The sequence below is a fragment of the Methylobacterium sp. D54C genome (assembly GCF_053345595.1).
The window spans coordinates 594,276-612,633 of the sequence record NZ_JBKFAK010000001.1 but is presented as its reverse complement, the minus strand read 5'-3'; the positions used below and the strand labels follow the sequence as shown (position 1 = coordinate 612,633).

Genomic DNA, 18,358 nt, shown 5'->3' with positions numbered 1-18,358 from the left:
GCCGTCACGCCGCGCTCGTGCGCCGGCCGCGAAGCTCGGCCAGGGTGCGCTCGTTCTCGTAATCCATCATCAGGCGGACCCAGTCGTCCCCGCTCTCGATGTCGGTGGGTTTGGCGGTCGCGGGCAGTGACGGCGCCGCAACGGGGGCCGCCGGTGCCGGGACGGACGGCACCGGAGCCGGCGCCGGCGCCGCGGCGTCGTGCGGTGCGTCGTAGATCGGCGCCTCCTCGATCTCGACGGGCCTGGGGCGCCGGCTCGCGAGAAGATAGCGGAGCGCGCGGAACGGCTCGACCAAGCCCCACCACGCGAATTGCAGCGTGCCGGTGGGAATATCCTTGTGCCGCCGCCGCCGCAGCTGGAAGCGCCGCATCGCCTCGGCGTCCCCGTACATGAGTCCCGCGAGCGCGGGGTAGTCGCGGATGGCCAGCGTGCCGAAGTTCACCCGCATGACGAGTTCCTGTCCGTCGCGCGTCGCTTGGTCCAGGTGCACCGGCAGCGGCGCGGTCCGGCGCGCGCCGGCCGTCGGCTCGACGCTGAGCGTCCCCCGCAGCGGCGGGCGCGTGAGCCCCGGATCGAGGGCGCCGCCGAGGAGGCGCAGGGTGCAGGCTTCGGCGGAGACGCGCTCGATCGAGACGTCGACGCTGTGCCCGGCGACCGTGAGGACGCCCCGGCGATCGATCGCCAGGGAGGGCGTGCGCTCGAGCTGGCGCCGCTCGGCACAGACCCCGAGGGACGCGCCCGCGGTGAGCAGGTTGAAGAAGTTCCACAGCCCGACCACCAGCATGAGGTTGGTCACGCCGGGCTCGTACAGGTAGCGCCACGCCGCGACGGCGCAGCCGAGCATCAGAAGCAGGTAGATCAGGAAGAACGGAAGGGCGAGCGACGAGATGTGGTCGTGGTCGAGGGTCGCACCCTTGTTGGTGACGTTGAAGGTCGGCTTGCGGGGCGACGCGATGACCGAGACGATCGCCTTGGCCAGGTAGACGCCCTGGATGTACTCGTAGAGCTCCGACACGAACGGCCAGCGGAACTTGCCGTAGATGTAGTTCTGGATCATCAAGTTGATGATGATGTAGGTCAGCGTATAGGCGATCGACTCGTCCACGCTGGCCACGAAGATCTTCAGGTCGAAGAAGATGTGCAGCAGCGGCGCGAACATGAAGATCAGCCGCGGGATCGGGAAGAACCAGAAGGTCATGCTTGAGAGGTAGGCGATCTTCTGGATGGGCTTGAGACCCTTCTGGAAGGCCGGGTTCTTCAGCAGTAGGATCTGGAACATCCCCTGGCACCAGCGGGAGCGCTGGCCGATGAAGTCCGCCAGCGTGTCGGGCTGCAGGCCGGCGATCAGCGGCTTGTCGACGTAGGCGCTGTTCCAGTTGCGCGAGTGCAGCTCGAAGGCGGTCTCGCAATCCTCCGTGATGGTGATGCCCGAGAAGCCGCCGGCCTCGTCGAGGGCGGTGCGGCGCAGAAGGGCCGCCGAGCCGCAGAAGAACGAGCCGTTCCACTTGTCGAGGCCGCGCTGCGTGACCGCGTAGAACATCTCGTTCTCGGAGGGCATGCGCTCGAAGGTCCGCAGGTTGCGCTCGACCGGGTCAGGGTTGAGGAACGCGTGCGGGGTCTGCACGAGGAACAGGCGCGGATCCTGCGCGAAATAGCCGACGGTCTCGGTCAGGAACGAGCGGAACGGGACGTGGTCGGCGTCCAGCACCGCCACGAGGTCCCCCCGGGCATGGGCGAGACCGTTGTTGAGGTTGCCCGCCTTCGCGTGCTCGTTCCGGGCGCGGGTGAGGTAGCGGGCGCCGAGCTCGTCGCAGAGCGCCTGCAGCTCGCCCCGACGGGCGCGCGCCGCCGCGGCCTTGGCCGGGTCGGCATCGCTGCACTTCTGGTCGGTACCGCCGTCGTCGAGCAACCACACCGTGAGCTTCTCGGGCGGGTAGTTCAGCTGTCGCGCCGCCGCCAGGGTCATGGCAAGGATCGCGGCATCCTCGTTGTAGCTCGGGACGAACACGTCGACCGTGGGCAGGTCGAGGGCCGGGGCAGCCGGCGGCGGGTCGCGCCGCAGCGGGTCCGCGTTGATGATCAGGCTGACGAACAGGATGAAGACGCAGTAGAGCTCGGCCACCAGCAGGATCAGGCCGAAGCCGAAGCTGACCGGGTCGCCCGGCGAGGGCAGCGTGTTGGTGAGCCGCCACAGGATGTAGCGCAGCACCACGAGGCTGCCGAGCGCCATGAAGACGAACCGCGTGCGCGGCCCGTCGAGCACGGCCCACAGCACGATCATCACCGCCATGGCGGCGAGGCTCATGGCGAGCTGGGCCTGCGTCCCGACCGGCTGGCTGAGCAGGGCGAGGCTGGCGACTGTCGCCCCAACCCAGGCCAGCCAACGCAACGCCTGCCTCACGCTACAGCCTCCCGGGCCAAAAATCCCTCGGATCGAGGTGCAACGGCTCTACCGCCGGGTTTGTACAGCGACGATGGTCAATGAACAAACCCATTCGTAATATCCAGCCCACTCCACTTCGCCGGAAATTACAGTTAACTTAGGAATGCGGGCAACCCAGATGATGCCCGGCACGGCGAAGTCGATCGGGCTGCGAGAGCGGGATCGGGACGCGCAGTTGCGCCGACTACATTAATATTTCGTTCTAAAGCTTCGCTATAACCGGCTTCGGTGCGGCGCAGGCGACGCAGAGCGCCACGGATAGTCGGAACGACCCGCCCGGCGGACCGCGCCCGCGTCGGGTGGTACGGCCGGGTTGCGCCGCGGGGCTTAATCGACCCTTAACGAAAATCGCGCCTCGCTCGGGACCGACCCCCGGGCGTACGGATGACCGCGAAGCCGCTGCAGATCTCCCTCGGATTGCTCAACGCGCTGCAGGTGGCGATCGCCGCGGCGGCGGGGTTCGCGGCCGCCGTCCTGATCGTCGTCCCGGCCGCGCGGCCCGGACCCGCGGCGTCCCCGCAGGAGATGGTCGGTTCGGCCTCGCGCGCCTACGTCGCCGCCATCGCGGCGCGGCTGCGGCAGACCGTGGTCGATGCGCGCAACGCCGCCCTGATGCTCCGCGACGACGAGGGCCTGCTCTCCGCCGACCAGCGCGCCGCGCGCCTGCGCGGGTGGCTCGACCTCAACCCGGTCTACCGGGACGCCGTCCTCGTCGCGCCCGACGGTACCGTGCTGGCGGCCCGGGACGAGCGCCGCGTCGGCAGCAGCGTCGCGCGGCAGACCTGGTTCCTGCGCGGCCGCGCGGCCGGGGTCATCGTGGTCAGCGACGGGGCGGAGGCCGACTCGCCGTTCGGGACCGCCGTCGCGCTGGGCGAGCGCGGTCAGGACGGCCTGCTGCGCCTCGACGCCGACCCGAGCTATCTCACCAAGGTCGAGGAGGAGGTGCGGCGCGCCGCGGCGCTGCCCGAGACCCTCGGCTTCCTCGTCGCCACCCCGGACAGCCGGGTCCTGTCGGGGACCCCGAGCCCGTTCCGGACGACGGCCGTCTCGATCACGACGCCGATGCGTCTCGCGGCCGAGATCGGCTCGCCGGGATGGCTGGTGACGGCGCAGGCCGTGCCCTCCGGCGCGGCGCTCGCCGCGTCGCCGGACTGGCGGATGCTGGGCGCCGGGCTCGCCCTGGTCCTCTGCGCGGCGGCGCTCGGCTTCGTCGCGGGAGAGCGGCTGACGCGACCGCTGCGCCGCCTCCTGGGGGGTGAGGGCGAGACCGCCGGCGAGACCGAAGCGCCCCGCACGTGGATCGGCGAGTTCGCGGCGCTCTCGGACGTCTTCGCGGGGCATCGCCGCAGCGCCGGGTTGCAGATGGCCGGCGCCGGGTCCGAGGTCGCGCGCCTCAAGGCGCGGCTGACCACCTTCGAGGCGGTCTCCGGCTGGGCCTGCTGCGAGATCGATCCGGATACCGGCCGGACCCTGCTGGATTCGCGGAGCGCGGCCGGCGACGACGGGGCCCCCGTCGCCGCCCCGTTCGCCGCCTGCTTCGTCGCCGAGGACCGGCCCGTGCTCGACCGGGCGCGCGACGCCGCCCTCGCGGCCGACGGCCCGCACGACGTGACCCTGCACCTCCGCGACTGGCCGGAGCAGCAGGTCCAAGTGAGGCTGCTGTGCCTCGCCGACGCCAAGGGCGATCGGCGGCTCTTCGCCCTGATGCGGAAGCTGCCGGGCGGCGAGGGGGCGACCCTGCCGCAGCCCGTCGAGCCGCGTCGCAACCTCGTCCTGCGGCGGGTGACCGACGGCATCGTCCACGAGTTCAACGACGTCCTGACCGTCGTCCTGACGAATCTCACGCTGCTGGCGCGGCGCCACACCCTCGGGGACGACCAGGAACGGCTGGTGGGGCGGGCGACGGCCGGCGCGCGCCGGGGCGCGGCGCTCACCCGCCGGATGCTGCACCTCGTGCGCGGCGACGAGACCGGCATCACCCTCGCCGAGACCGACCTCGCCACCACCTTCGAGGGCTACCTGCCGTTCCTGGCCGCGAACGCCCTCGGCGAGATGCCGGTCCTCAACCGCATCCCCGCCGGTCTGCCGCCCGTCCTGTGCAGCGAGCGCGTGCTGGAGCTGCTGCTCCTCAACCTGGCCTTCCATATCCGCGACGCCGGCCTCGCCGGCTTCGCCATCGCGGCCGTCGAGGGCACCCCCGAGGACATGGGCGCCGCGGCGGAAGTTGCGGCCTACGTGCGCGTGCTCGTCAGCAGCGGTCGCCGACCCGAGGCCGCGCCGCTGCCGACGGCAGCAGGCCCGACCCTCGCGGCGGCCGCGGCGCTCGTGACCGAGACCGGCGGCCACTGGCGCCTGATCCGCGACGGGACCGGCGCCGAGCCGTTCCTGGCCGAGTTCTGGCTGCCCGCCGCGCCCCCGGCCGTCGCCACGCTCCCTCCGATCCGCGCGGCGGGGCTGAAGATCCTGCTCGTGGAGAGCGACGGCCTCGTGCGGGCCAGCGTCGCAGAGGTGCTCGCCGATCTCGGCCACGCGGTGGTCCAGGCCGCCTCCGGGGTGCACGCCCTCGAGATCCTCGCCCGCGACGCCGCCTTCGACGCGATGATCGTCGATCAATCGATGCCGGTGATGGCGGGCCTCCAGCTCGCCGCCACCGTGGTCGAGCGCTACCCGCAGATCCGGGTCATCCTCGCCAGCCCGCACGGCCAGCTGCCGCGCTCCGCCGACGCCTTCCTGCGGATCGACAAGCCTTTCCGCAATGAGGACCTGCAGGTCGTCCTCGACGCCGCGGTCCGCGCGCGCGCGGCCTGATCGCCGCGCTCCCACCCGACGCAGCGACCGCGCGGTTCTCGCGCTCGCTCTCCGCGCAGACGCCCTGATCGAAACTCAGTCCTTCCAAAAGTGGATGTTAACTATTGTCGACGAGTGTTGGTTAAAGCGTAAATCGTACCTTAACGGAGCTTTCGAATATGGGCGGGACTGCGGAACCAGCTGCCCGACGTCCTCGCACTCCGTTCACGACCGTTCTGGCCCTCTCGTGCGCCTGCGCGGCGGCCTCCGCCACGCAGGCCGCCGCCGCCGACCTCCCGGCGCGCAGCGCCGGCGCCGACTGGTACACGGGCGCCTCGCAGCAGGCGGTCGACGACAGCTGGGCCGTCGCGGTCGACGGATCCACCAGCGTCACGTCGAACAGCTCGGCCTTCGGCTCCGTGACGGTGACCGCCGCGCCGAACGGCTCACCCACCCGGGACGGCCTGCGGGTCCGCGTGGACGCCATCGGTGGCACCTACTCGTATCCCGGCCGGTCCGTCGCGACGCGGGTCACCGGCTACCAGCAGGAAGGCGCCCTGCAGGCGGGTTACGAGTGGGTCTGGAAGGACGCGGCCCTCGCAGGGTTCATCGGCTTCAACGTCCGCAGCAACCAGCTGTCGATTCCCGATCCGGGCAACCCGGTCGTCGGTACGGGCGTCGGGCTGAAGGTCGCGGGCAATTTCTACGCGACGCCGACCGACCGGACCATGGTCTCGGCCTACGGCTCGTACTCGACGAAGTTCAACGCCTACTACTCGCGCCTGCGCGTCGGCTACATGCTTGCCGACGGCGTCTATATCGGACCCGAGGCGCTGTTCCTCGGCGACGACTTCTTCCGCCAGTACCGGATCGGCGCCCACCTGACCGGCGTCCGCTTCGGACCCGTCCAGATGTCGGTGGCCGCCGGCTACGTCCGGGATCGGGTGCAGGGCTCCGGGTACTATTCCAGCATCGAGGCGCGCTCGACCTTCTAGGGTACGGCGCGGGCTGTCTGACGGGACCCGCGGCCCGCGGCGGAGGCCGCGCGGACCGGAGACGCTACCGGGACGTCGTCAGCAGCCGGCCGGGCCGCAGCGGGTCCCAGACGCCTTCGAAGACGGGCTGCATCGCATCGTTGAGCGACTGCACCTGGGACACCGGCGACGGGGCCACTTTTGGCTGAATGCCAACGACGGTGGCCGACGCGCCGAGGAGACCGATCAGGCAGAGGCCGGCGATCGCCCAGCGCGGCGCACCCCAGGTGTGGAGCACGCCGGCCAGCGTGACGAAGATGGCAAATAGGCCGATGAACTGATGCATTAGACACCTCTCAGCGGTGTCTAGAGCGAGAATAGAGCCAAGGACTCTGTTCCATAACGGAACACAAATTACCAACGGATGGATACTGGAGGCTCATTCCCGGACTCGGGCGTGGACCCTCGCAGGTCGCCGACACCCTCTGTGCCGCAAGGATCGACCAGGCAGCGCCGATGGGCTTCCGACGGGCGTGGCGGCTGCGTGCGGCATGTGCCTGAACCCGCTCGGGTCGCTTCCGACCGATATGCGATGGTTCGATTAGGACGGCGGTTCCCGGTCGAGAACCGGCGCCATCCTCCTCTCGCGCGGGAGAGGGGGCCCGCGCCTCCCGCGGCACGGGCTCGGCCCTGGCCTCCGTGCCGAGTTAATCGCGCACGGCGCTCGCGGCCCCGCGATCCCGTCGACGTGAGGCCGACGGCGGCACGCGGCGATCCGTGTCAGAGTCGGCTGACGAGGAAACCGAGACCGAAGCCGACGAGACCGGCCACGATCAGGGAGGCGTGCGGCCACTCGACGGATTTCTGATGACCTTCCCAGGCGACGTGGCGGCTCCGGTCGTAGGCCTCGGCGGCGTGGTCCGAGACCTCGTCGGCCGCGTGCCGCACGGCGTCCTTGGCTTGGCCGTAGAGATTCTCGGCGGTCCCCTGCGCCTCCCGGAGACGCCCCTCGAGCGCGTGACGGTCCGAGCCGACGGCGTCGCCGACCGCGCCCTGCACCTTCCCGCCGAGCGTGCGCGCAGCACCCGTGATCCTGTCCGTGTCGACCATGACCATGTTCTCCGAATGTATCGCGGCAAGGTGCCGAAGTCGCGGCGGTCGGACCCCGATCCCTCTTCGGCGACTGGGGCAACAGCGATCTGCGCCGGGCGTTCCCCGGCTCCGTGGCGGAGTCCGGTCGAAACGATCGTGGGCGGTCGACGAATGCCCCGTCCTGCCCGCCGGTACCGCGCTCGACACGTGCGCTCCTTGAGCGGACGAGCGTCGCGCCAGGCGCAAGTCGCAGCCTCATTCAGGCCGCACTCACCGCCGAAGCGGCGAGCTTGAGCGTGAGGGGACCGGATGAACGAGGGCGGACGAGCACCGCGCGGCGGGCTGCCCATTCTGCACAGGTCCCTGTCGCGCAGCGCGGTCGCGGCCCCGAACCACGGAGTGACGACGCCGCTCGACCGGCGACGGCTGAACCTGCGCTGGCTCTGCGCCAGCTGCCTAATCGCCACCTGCGGCGCGGCCCTCATGGGGGCGGCGCTCCGCATGTCCGTCGACACCGATCTCGCGCCAGCCAAGCCGACATTCCGCCAGGGGCCCGCCCAGGTCGCGGAGGGACAAGATGTGGTCGGACAGCGCGGCGACCGCCTCGTGCGGCGCCAACTCGTCGCCTCGGACCGGGAGGAGTTCTCCGCGCCGGTGACCCACCAGGTCGGCGCGCGCGAGATTATCCGGACCCAGCCCTTCGTGCGACTGGTCACGAGCCTGTCCTCCGGCGACGCGGTCGACGGGCAGATCCCACCCTTCGATCCGACGCGCCAGCTCGCCGCGGATGGGGAGGTCGCCCCTGTCGCAGACGAGCCGGTGGACGATCCGTCCGGGACCACGGTCACGATCACGCGCTCCGCGCTCGCGGGCACACCGGTTCCCGACGACGCGCCCGGCCTGAGCGACGAGGACGTCACGGCCCTCGTGGAGAGGCAGTCGGATGAGGCGCGCGAGACGGGGCCGCGGATCGCCGTGCCGCTCGCGCCGCAGCGCCTGCTCTCGCAGATCCTGGTCGCCGCGCCGGCCGACGCCGCCGCGACCGCCGCCGGCGCCGATACGGGCCGCGACCCGTTCCACGCGATCGAAGTGCGGGTCGTCCCGGAGAACATCACCGACCTCGCCGAGACCCAGCCCGCCGCCGGCCTGAGCCTGACCGAGACGCGCGACGTCGTGCTCAAGCGCGGCGAGACTCTGGCCGACGCGCTGGCGGCGAACGGCGCCGAGCCGGCGCGCGTGACCGCCATCCTGGCCGCCTTCAGCGAGCATGCCCGCACCGGGCTGGCCGAGGGGCAGCACGTTGACCTGCTCCTCGTCCGCTCGCGCGCCGGCGAGGCCGCGCGCCGGATCGCCCGGGTGACGCTCTACGGCGCGGGCGGCGTCGAGGAGATCGTCGCGGAACGGGATTCCGGCGGCTTCGTCACGGTGGCGCCGCCGTCGGCCCAGGTCGCGGCGTCGCGTTCCGGTGACGACGGCGACGGAGAGGGCTCGGGCGCCAGCCTTTACAGGAGCATCTACGAGGCGGTCCTGCGTAACGGCCTGCCCGACATCCTGGCCGAGCGCATCGTCGGCATCTTCGCGTTCGGCCTGGACATGCAGCGCCGGATCGCCCCGTCCGACCGGCTGGAGGTGCTGTTCAGCCCGAGCGAGAAGGCGGGCGGCCCGCCGGAGGTGCGCTACGTCGCCCTGACGCTCGGCGGGGTGAAGCACCGCGCCTACCGCTTCGAGGTGCCCGAGGCCGGGACGGCGAGCTACTTCAGCGAGACAGGCAACTCGCTCCGCAAGTTCCTGATGCGCATGCCGATCGCCGACGGGCGGATCACCTCCCCGTTCGGTACGCGCGTCCATCCGATCCTCCACTACGCCCGCTTCCACAACGGCGTCGATTGGGCCAACAAGGCCGGCACGCCGATCATGGCGACGGGCGACGGGACCGTGGCGTATGCGGGCCCGCGCGGCGGCTACGGCAATCGCGTCGAGATCCACCACGCCAACGGCTACGTGACGGCCTACAATCACCTGCAGCGGCTCGCGCACGGCGTTCAGGTCGGCGCGACCGTCCATCAGGGGCAGGTCATCGCCTACATGGGCTCGACCGGCCTCTCGACGGGCCCCCACGTCCACTACGAGGTGAGCGTCAACGGGCGCTTCCTCGACCCGATGACGATCCGCCTGCCCGACAGCCAGGGCGTTTCGCCCAGGCTGATGACGGCTTTCGAGCGGCAGGTGGCGGCCACGAACGCGCTCCGCCACCACGGCGCCCTGGCGATGTCCGCCCTGCCGCTCTGACGCGGTCGCCCGGACCTCAGCCGGCCGCGGAGGGCCGCGTGCCGTCATCCGAGGGGGTGCCCGCCCCGGTCATCCGGCGGTCGACGGCGGCGAGCGTGTCGAGCAGGCGCTTCCGGAGACGCGCCGCGCCCTCCATCTCCAGGGCGTCGACGTCGACGTAGAAGTCGATCCCCCGGGCGTGCTCGGAGAAGATCGTCTCCGGGGCCTCGGCGGTGAGGTCGCCCTCGATGGCGTAGGGGACGATCTCGCGGCTGATGCCCTTCATGCGGATCGGCTCCTGCGGGCTCGCCTGGACGATGTCGCTCACCAGCGCGTAGGTCTCGTAGCTCAGGGTGATGCCGCCCGGGACAGCGGCCGCCTGCAGGCGGGCGGCGAGGTTCGCTTCCGCGCCGATGATCGTGTAGTCCATCCGCTCGTCGCTGCCGAAATTGCCGACGTTGCAGTAGCCCGTGTTGATGCCGATCCGGGCCTGGAACGGGCGCTCGATGCCGGATCGCCGCCAGCGGGCGTTGAGCTGGCCCAGGCGCTTCTGCATCTCGATCGCCATTCGAACGCAGGCCTGTGCGTCCTCGCGGACGCCCCGGCTCTCCGGGTCGCCGAAGAAGACCAGCATCGCGTCGCCGATATACTTGTCCACCGTGCCGCCGTGCTTGACCGCGATGGCGGTCATCTCGGTCAGGTACTCGTTCAGCAGCGCGGTCAGTTCCTCGGGCTGCAGGCGCTCGGTGGTCGCGGTGAAGTCCTTGATGTCGGAGAAGAAGATCGTCAGCTTCTTGCGCTCGGTCGCCACCGACACGTCCCGCTCGCCGCTGAAGATGCTCTTGTAGACCTGGGGCGAGATGTACTTGGCGATCTGCACCGAGACCGACGCCAGGAACCCGTTCGACTCGGTCAGCTCCCTGTTCATCCGGTCGATGAGGCGGGACTGGCGCGCCTGCAGCAGCAGGAAGGTGGTGCCGGCGAGCGCCGCCAGGATGAAGTAGCCGAGCAGGTACTTGAAGGCGAAGACGTTGGCGGCGATCGGCTGGTGCAGGACGATCTCCTGGATGCCTCGGACGTCGCCGACCTTCCAGTCGGTCTTCGGGCTCAGGGGATGGGCGTTGTGGCAGCGCACGCAGGCGGATTCCATGCGGATCGGCGCCGCGATGCGCACCTGCCGGTCGAAGATGGACCCCGTCGTCTCGCTGACGAAGCCGGTCTTGGGGTGCGCCCGGAGGTCCGCCAGGGCCTGGGTCTCGAAGCTGTCGAGATCGTGCGGCTTGCGGTCCTTGAACGGGAGATCGGAGACGAAGCGGTACTTCACCGCGCCGTCGCCGCCGCTGATCCGCTCGCCGAGTTCCAGGGAGAGCGTCGCGGGGATCGGGATCGCGTTCGGCACCCCCTTGTAATCGTGGCGCGTCTCGACCCGGCCGGTCGCGGCGTTGACCGCCTGGACGACGTCGCTGGCGTAGAAGCTGCGCATCTGGTCGATGATCCGGCCGGTCTCGATCGCCTGCGTGGCGAGCATGCGCTCGGACAGGCCGCGCAGGTCGAGCCAGACCGCGACCGGCAGCCCGGCCAGGCCGAACAGGATCGCCGCCACCAGGAGCGGTCCCATGAACCGCTGCTGGCGCGCGACCGACTCGTCGAAACTCGACATCTCTCGCGACCCCGGGGCGCCAGGACACGGCCCCCATACTGGTCAGCTCCATATACAATGATGTCTTTCCCGAGAAGCATTGACTTTTCGGGCGCACCCCGAACCGCGGCATCAATGCAATGTCTGCGCGAAACACAGTCGACGAAATCAATCGACTTGGGGAGGTCGTGGCGCGCCCTCCGCCGTCGGCTCTCCGGAACGCGCGCCGAGCCGCTGTCGCGGGATCGGCGCATCGTCGTCGGTCGGGAGCGGCGCATCCCGAGCCGTGCCTGCGGCGGATCCTTCGAACGGCACCTATAGTCCGCGCGTCGACGGCGTGATTCCGGCCAGGCCATCTCAGATAGGTGCGGGCGCTGGGACGATTCGGGATCGGTCCTGGGAGGAGGCGATGGCGGATGTACTGATCGTGGGGGCCGGTCCGGTCGGTCTGACGCTGGCCTGCGAACTCGCCCGGCACGGGGCGCGCTGCCGGGTCGTCGATGCTGCGGCGCGGCCGTCGCCCTATTGCCGCGCGATCGGGGTTACCCCGCGCACGCTGGAAGTCTGGGAGGACATGGGCCTCGCCCGCGAGATGATCGACGCGGGTCTCTGGCTCACGGGCCTGCGCACGATCCTGCACGGCCGGCCGCCAATCGACGCGGTCAGTCCACCGCTCGATCTGCCCTACGCGTCGCTCGGTCTGCCCCAATTCGAGACCGAGCGCGTCCTGAACCGTCAGTTGCAGCGCTTCGGAGCCCGGGTCGAGCGCGGCCTGCGCCTGACGGCCCTGGAGCAGGACGCCGCCGGAATTTGCGCGCACCTGCAGGAGGCGGACGGTGCGGTCGCGGAGGCGCACTGTCGCTACGTCGTCGGCTGCGACGGTGCCCACAGCACGGTCCGGCGCCAGCTCGGCATCCCGTTCGAGGGCGAGGCCTATCCCTGGCCGTTCATGCTCGGTGACGTGCGCATCGCCTGGGACGTACCCTACGGCCTCGCGGTCCGGGCCCTGCGACTGAACGAGGACGCCCCGCCCGACATGTTCATCGCCATCCCGCTCCCCGAGCCGGGCCGCTACCGCGTCTCGATGCTCGCGCCGCAGCATCTGGTGCCGGCGGGCGGGTCGGACCACGGGATCCAGGCCGAGCTTCAAGGCCCGTCGCTGGCCGACCTGCAGGCCGTGGCCGACGATCTCCTGCCGGACGGCTCGCGCCTGGCGGACCTGCGCTGGTCGTCGGTGTACCGCATCAGCATGCGCCTCGCCGCCGCCTATCGGCGCGGCCGCTGCTTCCTGGCGGGCGATGCCGCCCACATCCACCCGCCGACCGGCGGGCAGGGGATGAATACCGGGATCCAGGACGCCTACAATCTGGCCTGGAAGCTCGCCCTGGTTCTTCGGGGCGCCAGCCCCGAGGCTCTCCTCGACAGCTACGAGGGGGAGCGGCGCCCGGTGGGCGCGGACGTGATCGCGCGGACCCGGACGGCGAGCGAGGGATACGGTCGGGAGCGCGGCGGCGCGCCGGACCGCCTCGCCGACACGCAGGTCCTCGTCAGCTACCGGAACACGGCCTGGATCGCCGACGACGCGACGGAGCCGACGGAGGCCGGCCCGAGGGCCGGCGACCGGGCGCCCGACGTCAACGGGCTGGTCCGCGACGGACTCGGCTTCCCGACGCGGCTCTTCGACGCCCTCCGCGGCACCGAGCACGTCCTCCTCATCCACGCTGCCGGGGTATCGGACGCCGTGGCCGGCCCCGATCTGCCGATCTGGGCCCGCCAGCACCGTTCCCGCGTCCGGGTCGTCGTCATCGGCAGCGAGGTGCCCATCCCGGGCGTGCCGACGCTCGCGGATCCGACGGGGGCCTTCGGTCGGGCTTACGGCGCGGGGACCATGGCCTGCCTGATCCGGCCGGACGGCCACCTCGCCTGGCGCGGCCGGACGTGGCGCGAGCCCGGCCTGCACGCGCATCTCCGGCGCCTGTTCCCGTCGGCCTTTCCGCAATGAGCGCGTGCCGTGGCCGGCATCCGACCGGCAGCCCGGCCCCTCGTCCGAGGCCCAACCGCATCGACGCGCCCGCGTTCAGGCGCCCGGCCCGCCATCCCGTCCGGTGACGCGCTTCGACCAGTCCTCGACCGCGCCGGTCCGCAAGCGTCGGCGCAGGAGCAGGCGCCAGCTCTCCGCCAGTTCCGGGATCGCGCTCGCGGCCTGCAGCTCGGACCGGTTGTGCGTGTCGACGTAGAGGAGGTGGATCAGGCGCGCGAGCGACCAGTCCGGCCGCGGACGGGCGCGGAGCTCGATCCTGTCGCCCGGCTCGGCGACGCCGTCCTCGAGGACCCGCCAGTACCAGCCCGTCCGCCCCGTTCTCTGCACGGCGAGCGCCATCCCGGATCGTCCGAAGCGTCGGTCGAGCTTGAAGCAGGGCTGGCGCCCCTGGCTGACCTGTAGCAGCGCCGAGCCGAAGCGGGCGACGTCGCCGACGCAGACGTCGCGCTCCGTCCAGCCCGTCGTGGCGAGATTCTCACCGAAGGCGCCCGGTGCGGAGAGCAGCGGATGATCGCCGATCTCGGTGGCCCAGGCGGTGTAATGGTCCTGCGGATACTGGTGGAGCGCCTTCTCGGGACCGCCGTGGTACCGGAGATCGGCCTGGGCATCGCCCACGAGACCGGTCGCCGTGATCCGCCACGGCGCGGGAACGGGGTTCTTGACGATGCCGCTCGGCGGACCGTCCGGTCCCAGCGGCGCGACCGGGCCGGCGAGGACGAGCGGGAGGACGGGTGGGAGAAGAGGCGCCGTCATGGCCGCGTTTTCTCCGTGATCCTACAGCCGGCTTCGTCGCACCCGTCCGGTGCCAACTCCCCGCGCATCGATCCCGTGCCCGGTCCCGCGATCAGCGAGCCCACGAGGATCCCGAGCGCGAGGTCGTCGACCTGCCCGAAGGCGTGTTCCCGGACGCGTCCGTCGCGGTCGATGACGATCGTGGTCGGCGTTCCGCGCATACCGTAGCGCCGCATCGTCTGCGGGATCGGACCGTCGTCCTCGCGGAGGTCGACGGCGATCGGCAGGGTCAGACGGTACTCGTGGATGAAGGCTTCGAGGGCGACTTCGGTCATGGCGGCATGATGCTCGAACACCGCGTGCAGGCCGACCACCGCGACCGCGCCGTTGCCGGCAAACATCCGGTGCAGCTTCTCGGCCTGCGGCGTGCCGTGCGCCACGCAGCCGGGGCACAGCATCTGGAACGCGTGCAGCACGACGACCGTGCCGCGCAGCGCTGCGAGGGAGAGCGGCGCGGGCGTGTTGAACCAGCGACCGGTCAGGAGTTCAGGGGCCAGGATGGTCATGCCGCTTCTCCGGATCTCCAGTCGTCGTTGACGGGCGGCCGTCTGGTCGCATCGGCCGCTGGCCGCGCGGCGCCCTGTCGAGGCGCGGCCCGCGGGTGTGGCGGCCGGGCGGTGGCAGCCGCCGGGCCGAGGAGGCTCACTGGGAGCGGAGGCCGAACGAGATCCCGTAGGCGGTGCGGCGCGCCGCGAAGATCTCGTCCTTCGGCGCGTCGATGCCGTCCGCCAGCTGTCCCGGGTCGAAGATACCCTGGTCGCAGGTCTCGTTCGGCTCGATGCCGGTCACGGCGATCGTGCCGAGGGTGACCGCCTTCCGGTCGTCCTCGTTGGGCCACCGCTGGGTGATGTCGCTGCCGAGATCGTCGTTGGGCCCGGCGAGCAGGGCCACGACGTCGAACCCCGCCGGGCCCTTCGACAGCTCTTCCCGCAGCGCGTCGGCCAGGAAGTGTGCAGGCTTGCCCTTCGCCTCCTCGTCGCTGAGGGTGATCTCGCCGGCTCGGGGCACGATCTTGAACTTGAAGGGCACGGCACGGCCGTCCGCGTTGAGCCCCGTGAACGTGTGCACGCCCCAATAGACGAGGCCGGCATAGCTGCCCGGGACAGGCTTGCCGGCGACGAAGGCCGCCTGGCGCGTCGTCTCCGGATTGGCCTTCGCGAAGGCCGCGATGGCCTCCGGATTCGGCTTGCCGTCGGAGCCGGGAACGCGGACCTGCAGGAACGCGAGCATCTGGTCGACGGTCCGCGCGAAGTGGACCGGCGCGTTCTCGAACAGCAGGTGGGTCTCGCCACCGTCCGACAGGAGCTTGATCGAGAAGCCGCGCAAGACGGTCCTGGTCGCGTCCGGCACCGACGGGTTGCCGCCGCCGACCGAGAACCGCCCGACGAGAGGCCAGGGCCGCGTGAAACTGATCGACCGCGTCACCTGTCCCACTTCGGCCGCAGGGGTGTAGGTGCCGCGGACGCACTGCCCTTTGGCGAAGGTCGGGCGCACGCCGGGCCGACTGCCGGCGACTGTGCGCAGAGCCTCCACCAGGTCCTGGGCATCGGCGGCGATCGCCCCTGTCGGCGGCGCGAGGAGCGCGAGAAGGATCCCGCCGAGGCGTGCCAGCGCCGCGATCCTCGGCGCGGTCGGCGCCCTCACGGGTCCGCGATCGATCACGTCTGCGCGCGGCGAGGGCCCGGCCGCGGCCGGGGGTGGATCGTCGAGGCGGGCATATGCCATGGTGATTCGTCCTTCTCTGATGCTCGGAGGGGGATCTTCCGGCGGTTCGGCGATGGCAGTCGCCGAACCGCTTCCTGTCGCGCGTCCTACTTCTGAGGGGTCACCTTGCCCGGCAGCGACAGGTTGCCCGAGGCGACCTTGAAGACGTCGCTGACGCAGAGCAGCGGCGCGTGCAGGTTGCCGTTCACCTTGAGGCCGGACGTCACCCCGTCGAACGAGGCACCCTTGATGCCGGTGATGAGCGAGACCGGGATCTCGACCTGAACCGTGTCGCCCCGGAAGGTGGTCGGATAGTCCGGGCTGTCGATCAGGAGCGGGACCTTCGGCCAGGTCGGCGGAACCTTCGGCTTCGCGCCGTCCGGGATATCGACGACCTTCAGGCCGCCGCCGCAGGCCGCGTCCTTGGCGAGCACCACCCAGTGCGGGTGCCAGACATGGCGGTTCCTGGCACCGTAGGCCGCGTCGTCGAAATCGGGGTGGAAGGTGACGGCGAGCGCCACGATACCCTGAGCCTTGTCGAAGCCGATCGCGTCGCTGTCGAGGGTCGTCGGCCAGACGTAGGCGTAGACGCTCGAGCCCTCGAACTTGCCGGTGGCATCCGGCTTGTCCTTGCCCGCCTCGCCCCGGACCCGGGTGGTGAAGACGGCGGTGTCGCCCCTGGTCGCGATCGTCGTCTCGACGATGTCGAACGACGCCAGGACAGCGGGACTCGGCTGCGCCCGGATGGGCCCGGCCGAGGCGCCGGTGGAGAGCGCGCACAGAGCCGCCGCCACGAGGCCGACGCCCCGTGCCTTGATCCTCGTCATGACGATGTGTCCTTTCAGGTCTCTCGTGGTGCTCGGAGGGGCGGCGATCCATTCGCGAAGGACGTCCAGGTGGCAGCCTGGACGTCGGGATCGGCCGCTTCATGCTCGCCGCAATCGAGCCGGAGATCCCGGGTCCCGATCGCGGCGTTCACGAAGGCACAATGGTGGGGCTGGGCCTCGGCCGGATGGGCGTTCGGCCTGAAATGGCGGCAGCTGACGCACATCCGCTGCACGGGGATGGCACCCGCCTGCTGCAGGGTCCGGATGAGCTTGATCTGGGTCAGGAGGAGATCCGCCTGCTCAGGCGGCGTCAGCCGCGCCAGAGCCGACATCACCTGTGACGTGGCCGCGGCGAGGGCGCGCCCGAGCGCGCGGCCTTCGTCGGTCAGGCGCACGATCACCGCGCGGGCATCCGTGGGATCGGGCGCGCGCGTCAGCAGGGCCTTGCGGGCGAGCGCGGCGAGCGTGTCGGCCATGCTCGGTGCCGAGACGGCCAGCTGCGCGGCGATCTCCTTCGCCCTCAGGCCGGCCGGGCGTCCCGCGAGCAGCGCCAGCACCTGCGCCTGTGTCGGATTCAGGCCCGCGTCGCCCGCGGCCGCCCACAGATCGGCCCGCAGCACGAGGGCGACGCGCTCGAAGCCCTCGCGCAGGCGGATCAGGACGGGATCTGGGTCGGCCGCGTGGTCCATGGATCGATAATTAGGAGTCCTAAGTATTGGAGTCAAGCGATGTGGCAACCGCCGCTCCGCACGCGCACCGCAGCTCTGGAACGGGCCACTGCTTCCGGAGGACGACCTCCGACGGCGACGGCTCCGTCCGGCACGATCGTCGGTCGCGGCGCCACAGGATCGGCGCCGACATCAGGACGACGCGACGCGCGCGAAACAGTCGGACCTCCGCGGCGACGAACAAGGGGGCGCCGACCCCTTTTCCGACGTCCGGAACGGTCGTGACGCAGGTGCATTCTCTTCCGGATCGAAGAGGAGCATCAGCATGCGCATCGTGGGACAAGCATCCGCCATCGCTCTCGTGACACTCATGAGCGTCGGTGCGGCTGAGGCGAAGGGCTGTATCAAGGGCGCGATCATCGGCGGTCTGGCGGGCCATTACCTCGCCGAGCGCGGCGTCGTCGGCGCCGTCGCAGGCTGCCTGGGCGGCCGCTACCTCGCCAACCGGCAGGCGCGGCGCAAGGAGATCGAGTACGGGTCGCGGGTCCAGCCGCGCGACACCGGCTACGGCGCGCCCCAGGCCTACCCGCGCCGGTCCTACAGCTACTGAACACCGGCGGGGGCGGCTCGGGCCGCCCCCGCGTCTACGGTCTTCGATCCGATGTATTGCCTGTGCGGTCAGACCCGCGCGGGACCGATGGCGAGGCTGATCGCGTCCGATCTCGGGAGACGACAGCCGGGTTGGATCAGCCCTTCTTGCCCTGCTTGTAGCTCTGGATGGCGCCCTGGCAGCCCGGCGACAGCTTGGCCATATTCTTCTCGAAACAGGCTTGAGTCTCGGGCCCATCGTCGGGCGGCATGCCACCGCAGAAGGTCGTGAAATCGCCCATGCATTGCTGCTGGAGCGCCGCCTTGTCGTCGGCCGACATGGGCGCGGCGAGCGCGGCCGTGGCCCCCGCGGACAGAAGCAGAGCAGTCGTGATCAGACGTACCGGCATAGCGATGCTGTTCCTCGTGTCGATGAACCGCTCAGAAAGCCGGACGGGCGCCAAACCGTTGCATGCGGTGCGCCGATGATCGGAAATAAAAAAAGAGGCGCCCGGCCGGGCACCTCTCTGCTCCG

The 18,358-nt window shown here is 70.8% G+C and carries 15 protein-coding genes; 5 read left to right on the top strand and 10 right to left on the bottom strand.

What is annotated here, in order from left to right; genetic code table 11:
- Positions 1-4 precede the first annotated feature (4 nt).
- Complete coding sequence (bcsA, locus tag ACLBYB_RS03110) at positions 5-2,401, bottom strand: UDP-forming cellulose synthase catalytic subunit (RefSeq protein ID WP_447697816.1); 2,397 nt, start codon at positions 2,399-2,401, stop codon at positions 5-7.
- Positions 2,402-2,827: 426 nt separating this feature from the next.
- Between bcsA and ACLBYB_RS03105 the strand changes: the two genes are divergently transcribed.
- Together ACLBYB_RS03105 and bcsS are read left to right on the top strand one after the other, a co-directional pair.
- Entirely contained in the window at positions 2,828-5,251 is a 2,424-nt protein-coding gene (locus ACLBYB_RS03105) for a response regulator (RefSeq protein WP_447697815.1), read from the top strand.
- Between the two features lie 158 nt (positions 5,252-5,409).
- Complete coding sequence (gene bcsS, locus ACLBYB_RS03100) at positions 5,410-6,225, top strand: cellulose biosynthesis protein BcsS (RefSeq protein WP_132366300.1); 816 nt, start codon at positions 5,410-5,412, stop codon at positions 6,223-6,225.
- A gap of 64 nt (positions 6,226-6,289) precedes the next feature.
- On the opposite strand, the gene ACLBYB_RS03095 is transcribed toward bcsS, so the two are convergent.
- Together ACLBYB_RS03095 and ACLBYB_RS03090 are read right to left on the bottom strand one after the other, a co-directional pair.
- Positions 6,290-6,550: a hypothetical protein gene (locus tag ACLBYB_RS03095; RefSeq protein ID WP_056521539.1), complete on the bottom strand. Its 261-nt coding sequence runs from the start codon at positions 6,548-6,550 to the stop codon at positions 6,290-6,292.
- A gap of 434 nt (positions 6,551-6,984) precedes the next feature.
- The gene (locus tag ACLBYB_RS03090) at positions 6,985-7,314 is read right to left on the bottom strand and encodes a CsbD family protein (RefSeq protein WP_091678804.1); all 330 of its coding nucleotides are present in this window, start codon (positions 7,312-7,314) and stop codon (positions 6,985-6,987) included.
- Between the two features lie 381 nt (positions 7,315-7,695).
- On the opposite strand from ACLBYB_RS03090, the gene ACLBYB_RS03085 reads away from it, so the two are divergent.
- Complete coding sequence (locus ACLBYB_RS03085; RefSeq protein ID WP_447697814.1) at positions 7,696-9,585, top strand: peptidoglycan DD-metalloendopeptidase family protein; 1,890 nt, start codon at positions 7,696-7,698, stop codon at positions 9,583-9,585.
- A gap of 16 nt (positions 9,586-9,601) precedes the next feature.
- Here the strand turns inward: ACLBYB_RS03085 and ACLBYB_RS03080 are convergent, their stop codons facing one another.
- Positions 9,602-11,224 (bottom strand): adenylate/guanylate cyclase domain-containing protein, encoded by a 1,623-nt coding sequence (locus ACLBYB_RS03080; protein ID WP_447697813.1) that lies wholly within the window; start codon positions 11,222-11,224, stop codon positions 9,602-9,604.
- A 388-nt stretch (positions 11,225-11,612) separates the two neighbouring features.
- Here ACLBYB_RS03080 and ACLBYB_RS03075 point away from each other — a divergent pair, with 388 nt between their 5' ends.
- Entirely contained in the window at positions 11,613-13,205 is a 1,593-nt protein-coding gene (locus ACLBYB_RS03075) for an FAD-dependent monooxygenase (protein ID WP_447697812.1), read from the top strand.
- Positions 13,206-13,280: 75 nt separating this feature from the next.
- On the opposite strand, the gene ACLBYB_RS03070 is transcribed toward ACLBYB_RS03075, so the two are convergent.
- From ACLBYB_RS03070 to ACLBYB_RS03050, 5 genes are all read right to left on the bottom strand, one after another.
- Positions 13,281-13,997 (bottom strand): MOSC domain-containing protein, encoded by a 717-nt coding sequence (locus tag ACLBYB_RS03070; protein ID WP_447697811.1) that lies wholly within the window; start codon positions 13,995-13,997, stop codon positions 13,281-13,283.
- Entirely contained in the window at positions 13,994-14,542 is a 549-nt protein-coding gene (locus ACLBYB_RS03065; protein ID WP_447697810.1) for a peroxiredoxin family protein, read from the bottom strand. The genes ACLBYB_RS03070 and ACLBYB_RS03065 overlap by 4 nt, the downstream gene beginning before the upstream one ends.
- Before the next feature lie 136 nt (positions 14,543-14,678).
- Positions 14,679-15,680, bottom strand: coding sequence for a catalase (locus tag ACLBYB_RS03060; protein WP_447697809.1), 1,002 nt, complete (start codon positions 15,678-15,680; stop codon positions 14,679-14,681).
- 167 nt (positions 15,681-15,847) lie between these two features.
- Positions 15,848-16,567: a hypothetical protein gene (locus ACLBYB_RS03055; RefSeq protein WP_447697808.1), complete on the bottom strand. Its 720-nt coding sequence runs from the start codon at positions 16,565-16,567 to the stop codon at positions 15,848-15,850.
- 14 nt (positions 16,568-16,581) lie between these two features.
- A complete protein-coding gene (locus ACLBYB_RS03050; protein ID WP_427507704.1) occupies positions 16,582-17,256 on the bottom strand; it encodes a MarR family winged helix-turn-helix transcriptional regulator in 675 nt (224 codons plus the stop codon).
- A 304-nt stretch (positions 17,257-17,560) separates the two neighbouring features.
- Between ACLBYB_RS03050 and ACLBYB_RS03045 the strand changes: the two genes are divergently transcribed.
- Positions 17,561-17,845, top strand: coding sequence for a hypothetical protein (locus tag ACLBYB_RS03045; RefSeq protein WP_020091654.1), 285 nt, complete (start codon positions 17,561-17,563; stop codon positions 17,843-17,845).
- A gap of 136 nt (positions 17,846-17,981) precedes the next feature.
- On the opposite strand, the gene ACLBYB_RS03040 is transcribed toward ACLBYB_RS03045, so the two are convergent.
- Positions 17,982-18,233, bottom strand: coding sequence for a hypothetical protein (locus tag ACLBYB_RS03040; protein ID WP_020091655.1), 252 nt, complete (start codon positions 18,231-18,233; stop codon positions 17,982-17,984).
- Positions 18,234-18,358 lie beyond the last annotated feature (125 nt).

Coding starts and splice junctions, on each gene's coding strand:
- ACLBYB_RS03105 (WP_447697815.1), top strand. CDS start 2,828: ATGACCGCGAAGCCGCTGCAGATCTCCCTCGGATTGCTCAACGCGCTG.
- bcsS (WP_132366300.1), top strand. CDS start 5,410: ATGGGCGGGACTGCGGAACCAGCTGCCCGACGTCCTCGCACTCCGTTC.
- ACLBYB_RS03095 (WP_056521539.1), bottom strand. CDS start 6,550: ATGCATCAGTTCATCGGCCTATTTGCCATCTTCGTCACGCTGGCCGGC.
- ACLBYB_RS03090 (WP_091678804.1), bottom strand. CDS start 7,314: ATGGTCGACACGGACAGGATCACGGGTGCTGCGCGCACGCTCGGCGGG.
- ACLBYB_RS03080 (WP_447697813.1), bottom strand. CDS start 11,224: ATGTCGAGTTTCGACGAGTCGGTCGCGCGCCAGCAGCGGTTCATGGGA.
- ACLBYB_RS03075 (WP_447697812.1), top strand. CDS start 11,613: ATGGCGGATGTACTGATCGTGGGGGCCGGTCCGGTCGGTCTGACGCTG.
- ACLBYB_RS03070 (WP_447697811.1), bottom strand. CDS start 13,997: ATGACGGCGCCTCTTCTCCCACCCGTCCTCCCGCTCGTCCTCGCCGGC.
- ACLBYB_RS03065 (WP_447697810.1), bottom strand. CDS start 14,542: ATGACCATCCTGGCCCCTGAACTCCTGACCGGTCGCTGGTTCAACACG.
- ACLBYB_RS03055 (WP_447697808.1), bottom strand. CDS start 16,567: ATGACGAGGATCAAGGCACGGGGCGTCGGCCTCGTGGCGGCGGCTCTG.
- ACLBYB_RS03050 (WP_427507704.1), bottom strand. CDS start 17,256: ATGGACCACGCGGCCGACCCAGATCCCGTCCTGATCCGCCTGCGCGAG.
- ACLBYB_RS03045 (WP_020091654.1), top strand. CDS start 17,561: ATGCGCATCGTGGGACAAGCATCCGCCATCGCTCTCGTGACACTCATG.
- ACLBYB_RS03040 (WP_020091655.1), bottom strand. CDS start 18,233: ATGCCGGTACGTCTGATCACGACTGCTCTGCTTCTGTCCGCGGGGGCC.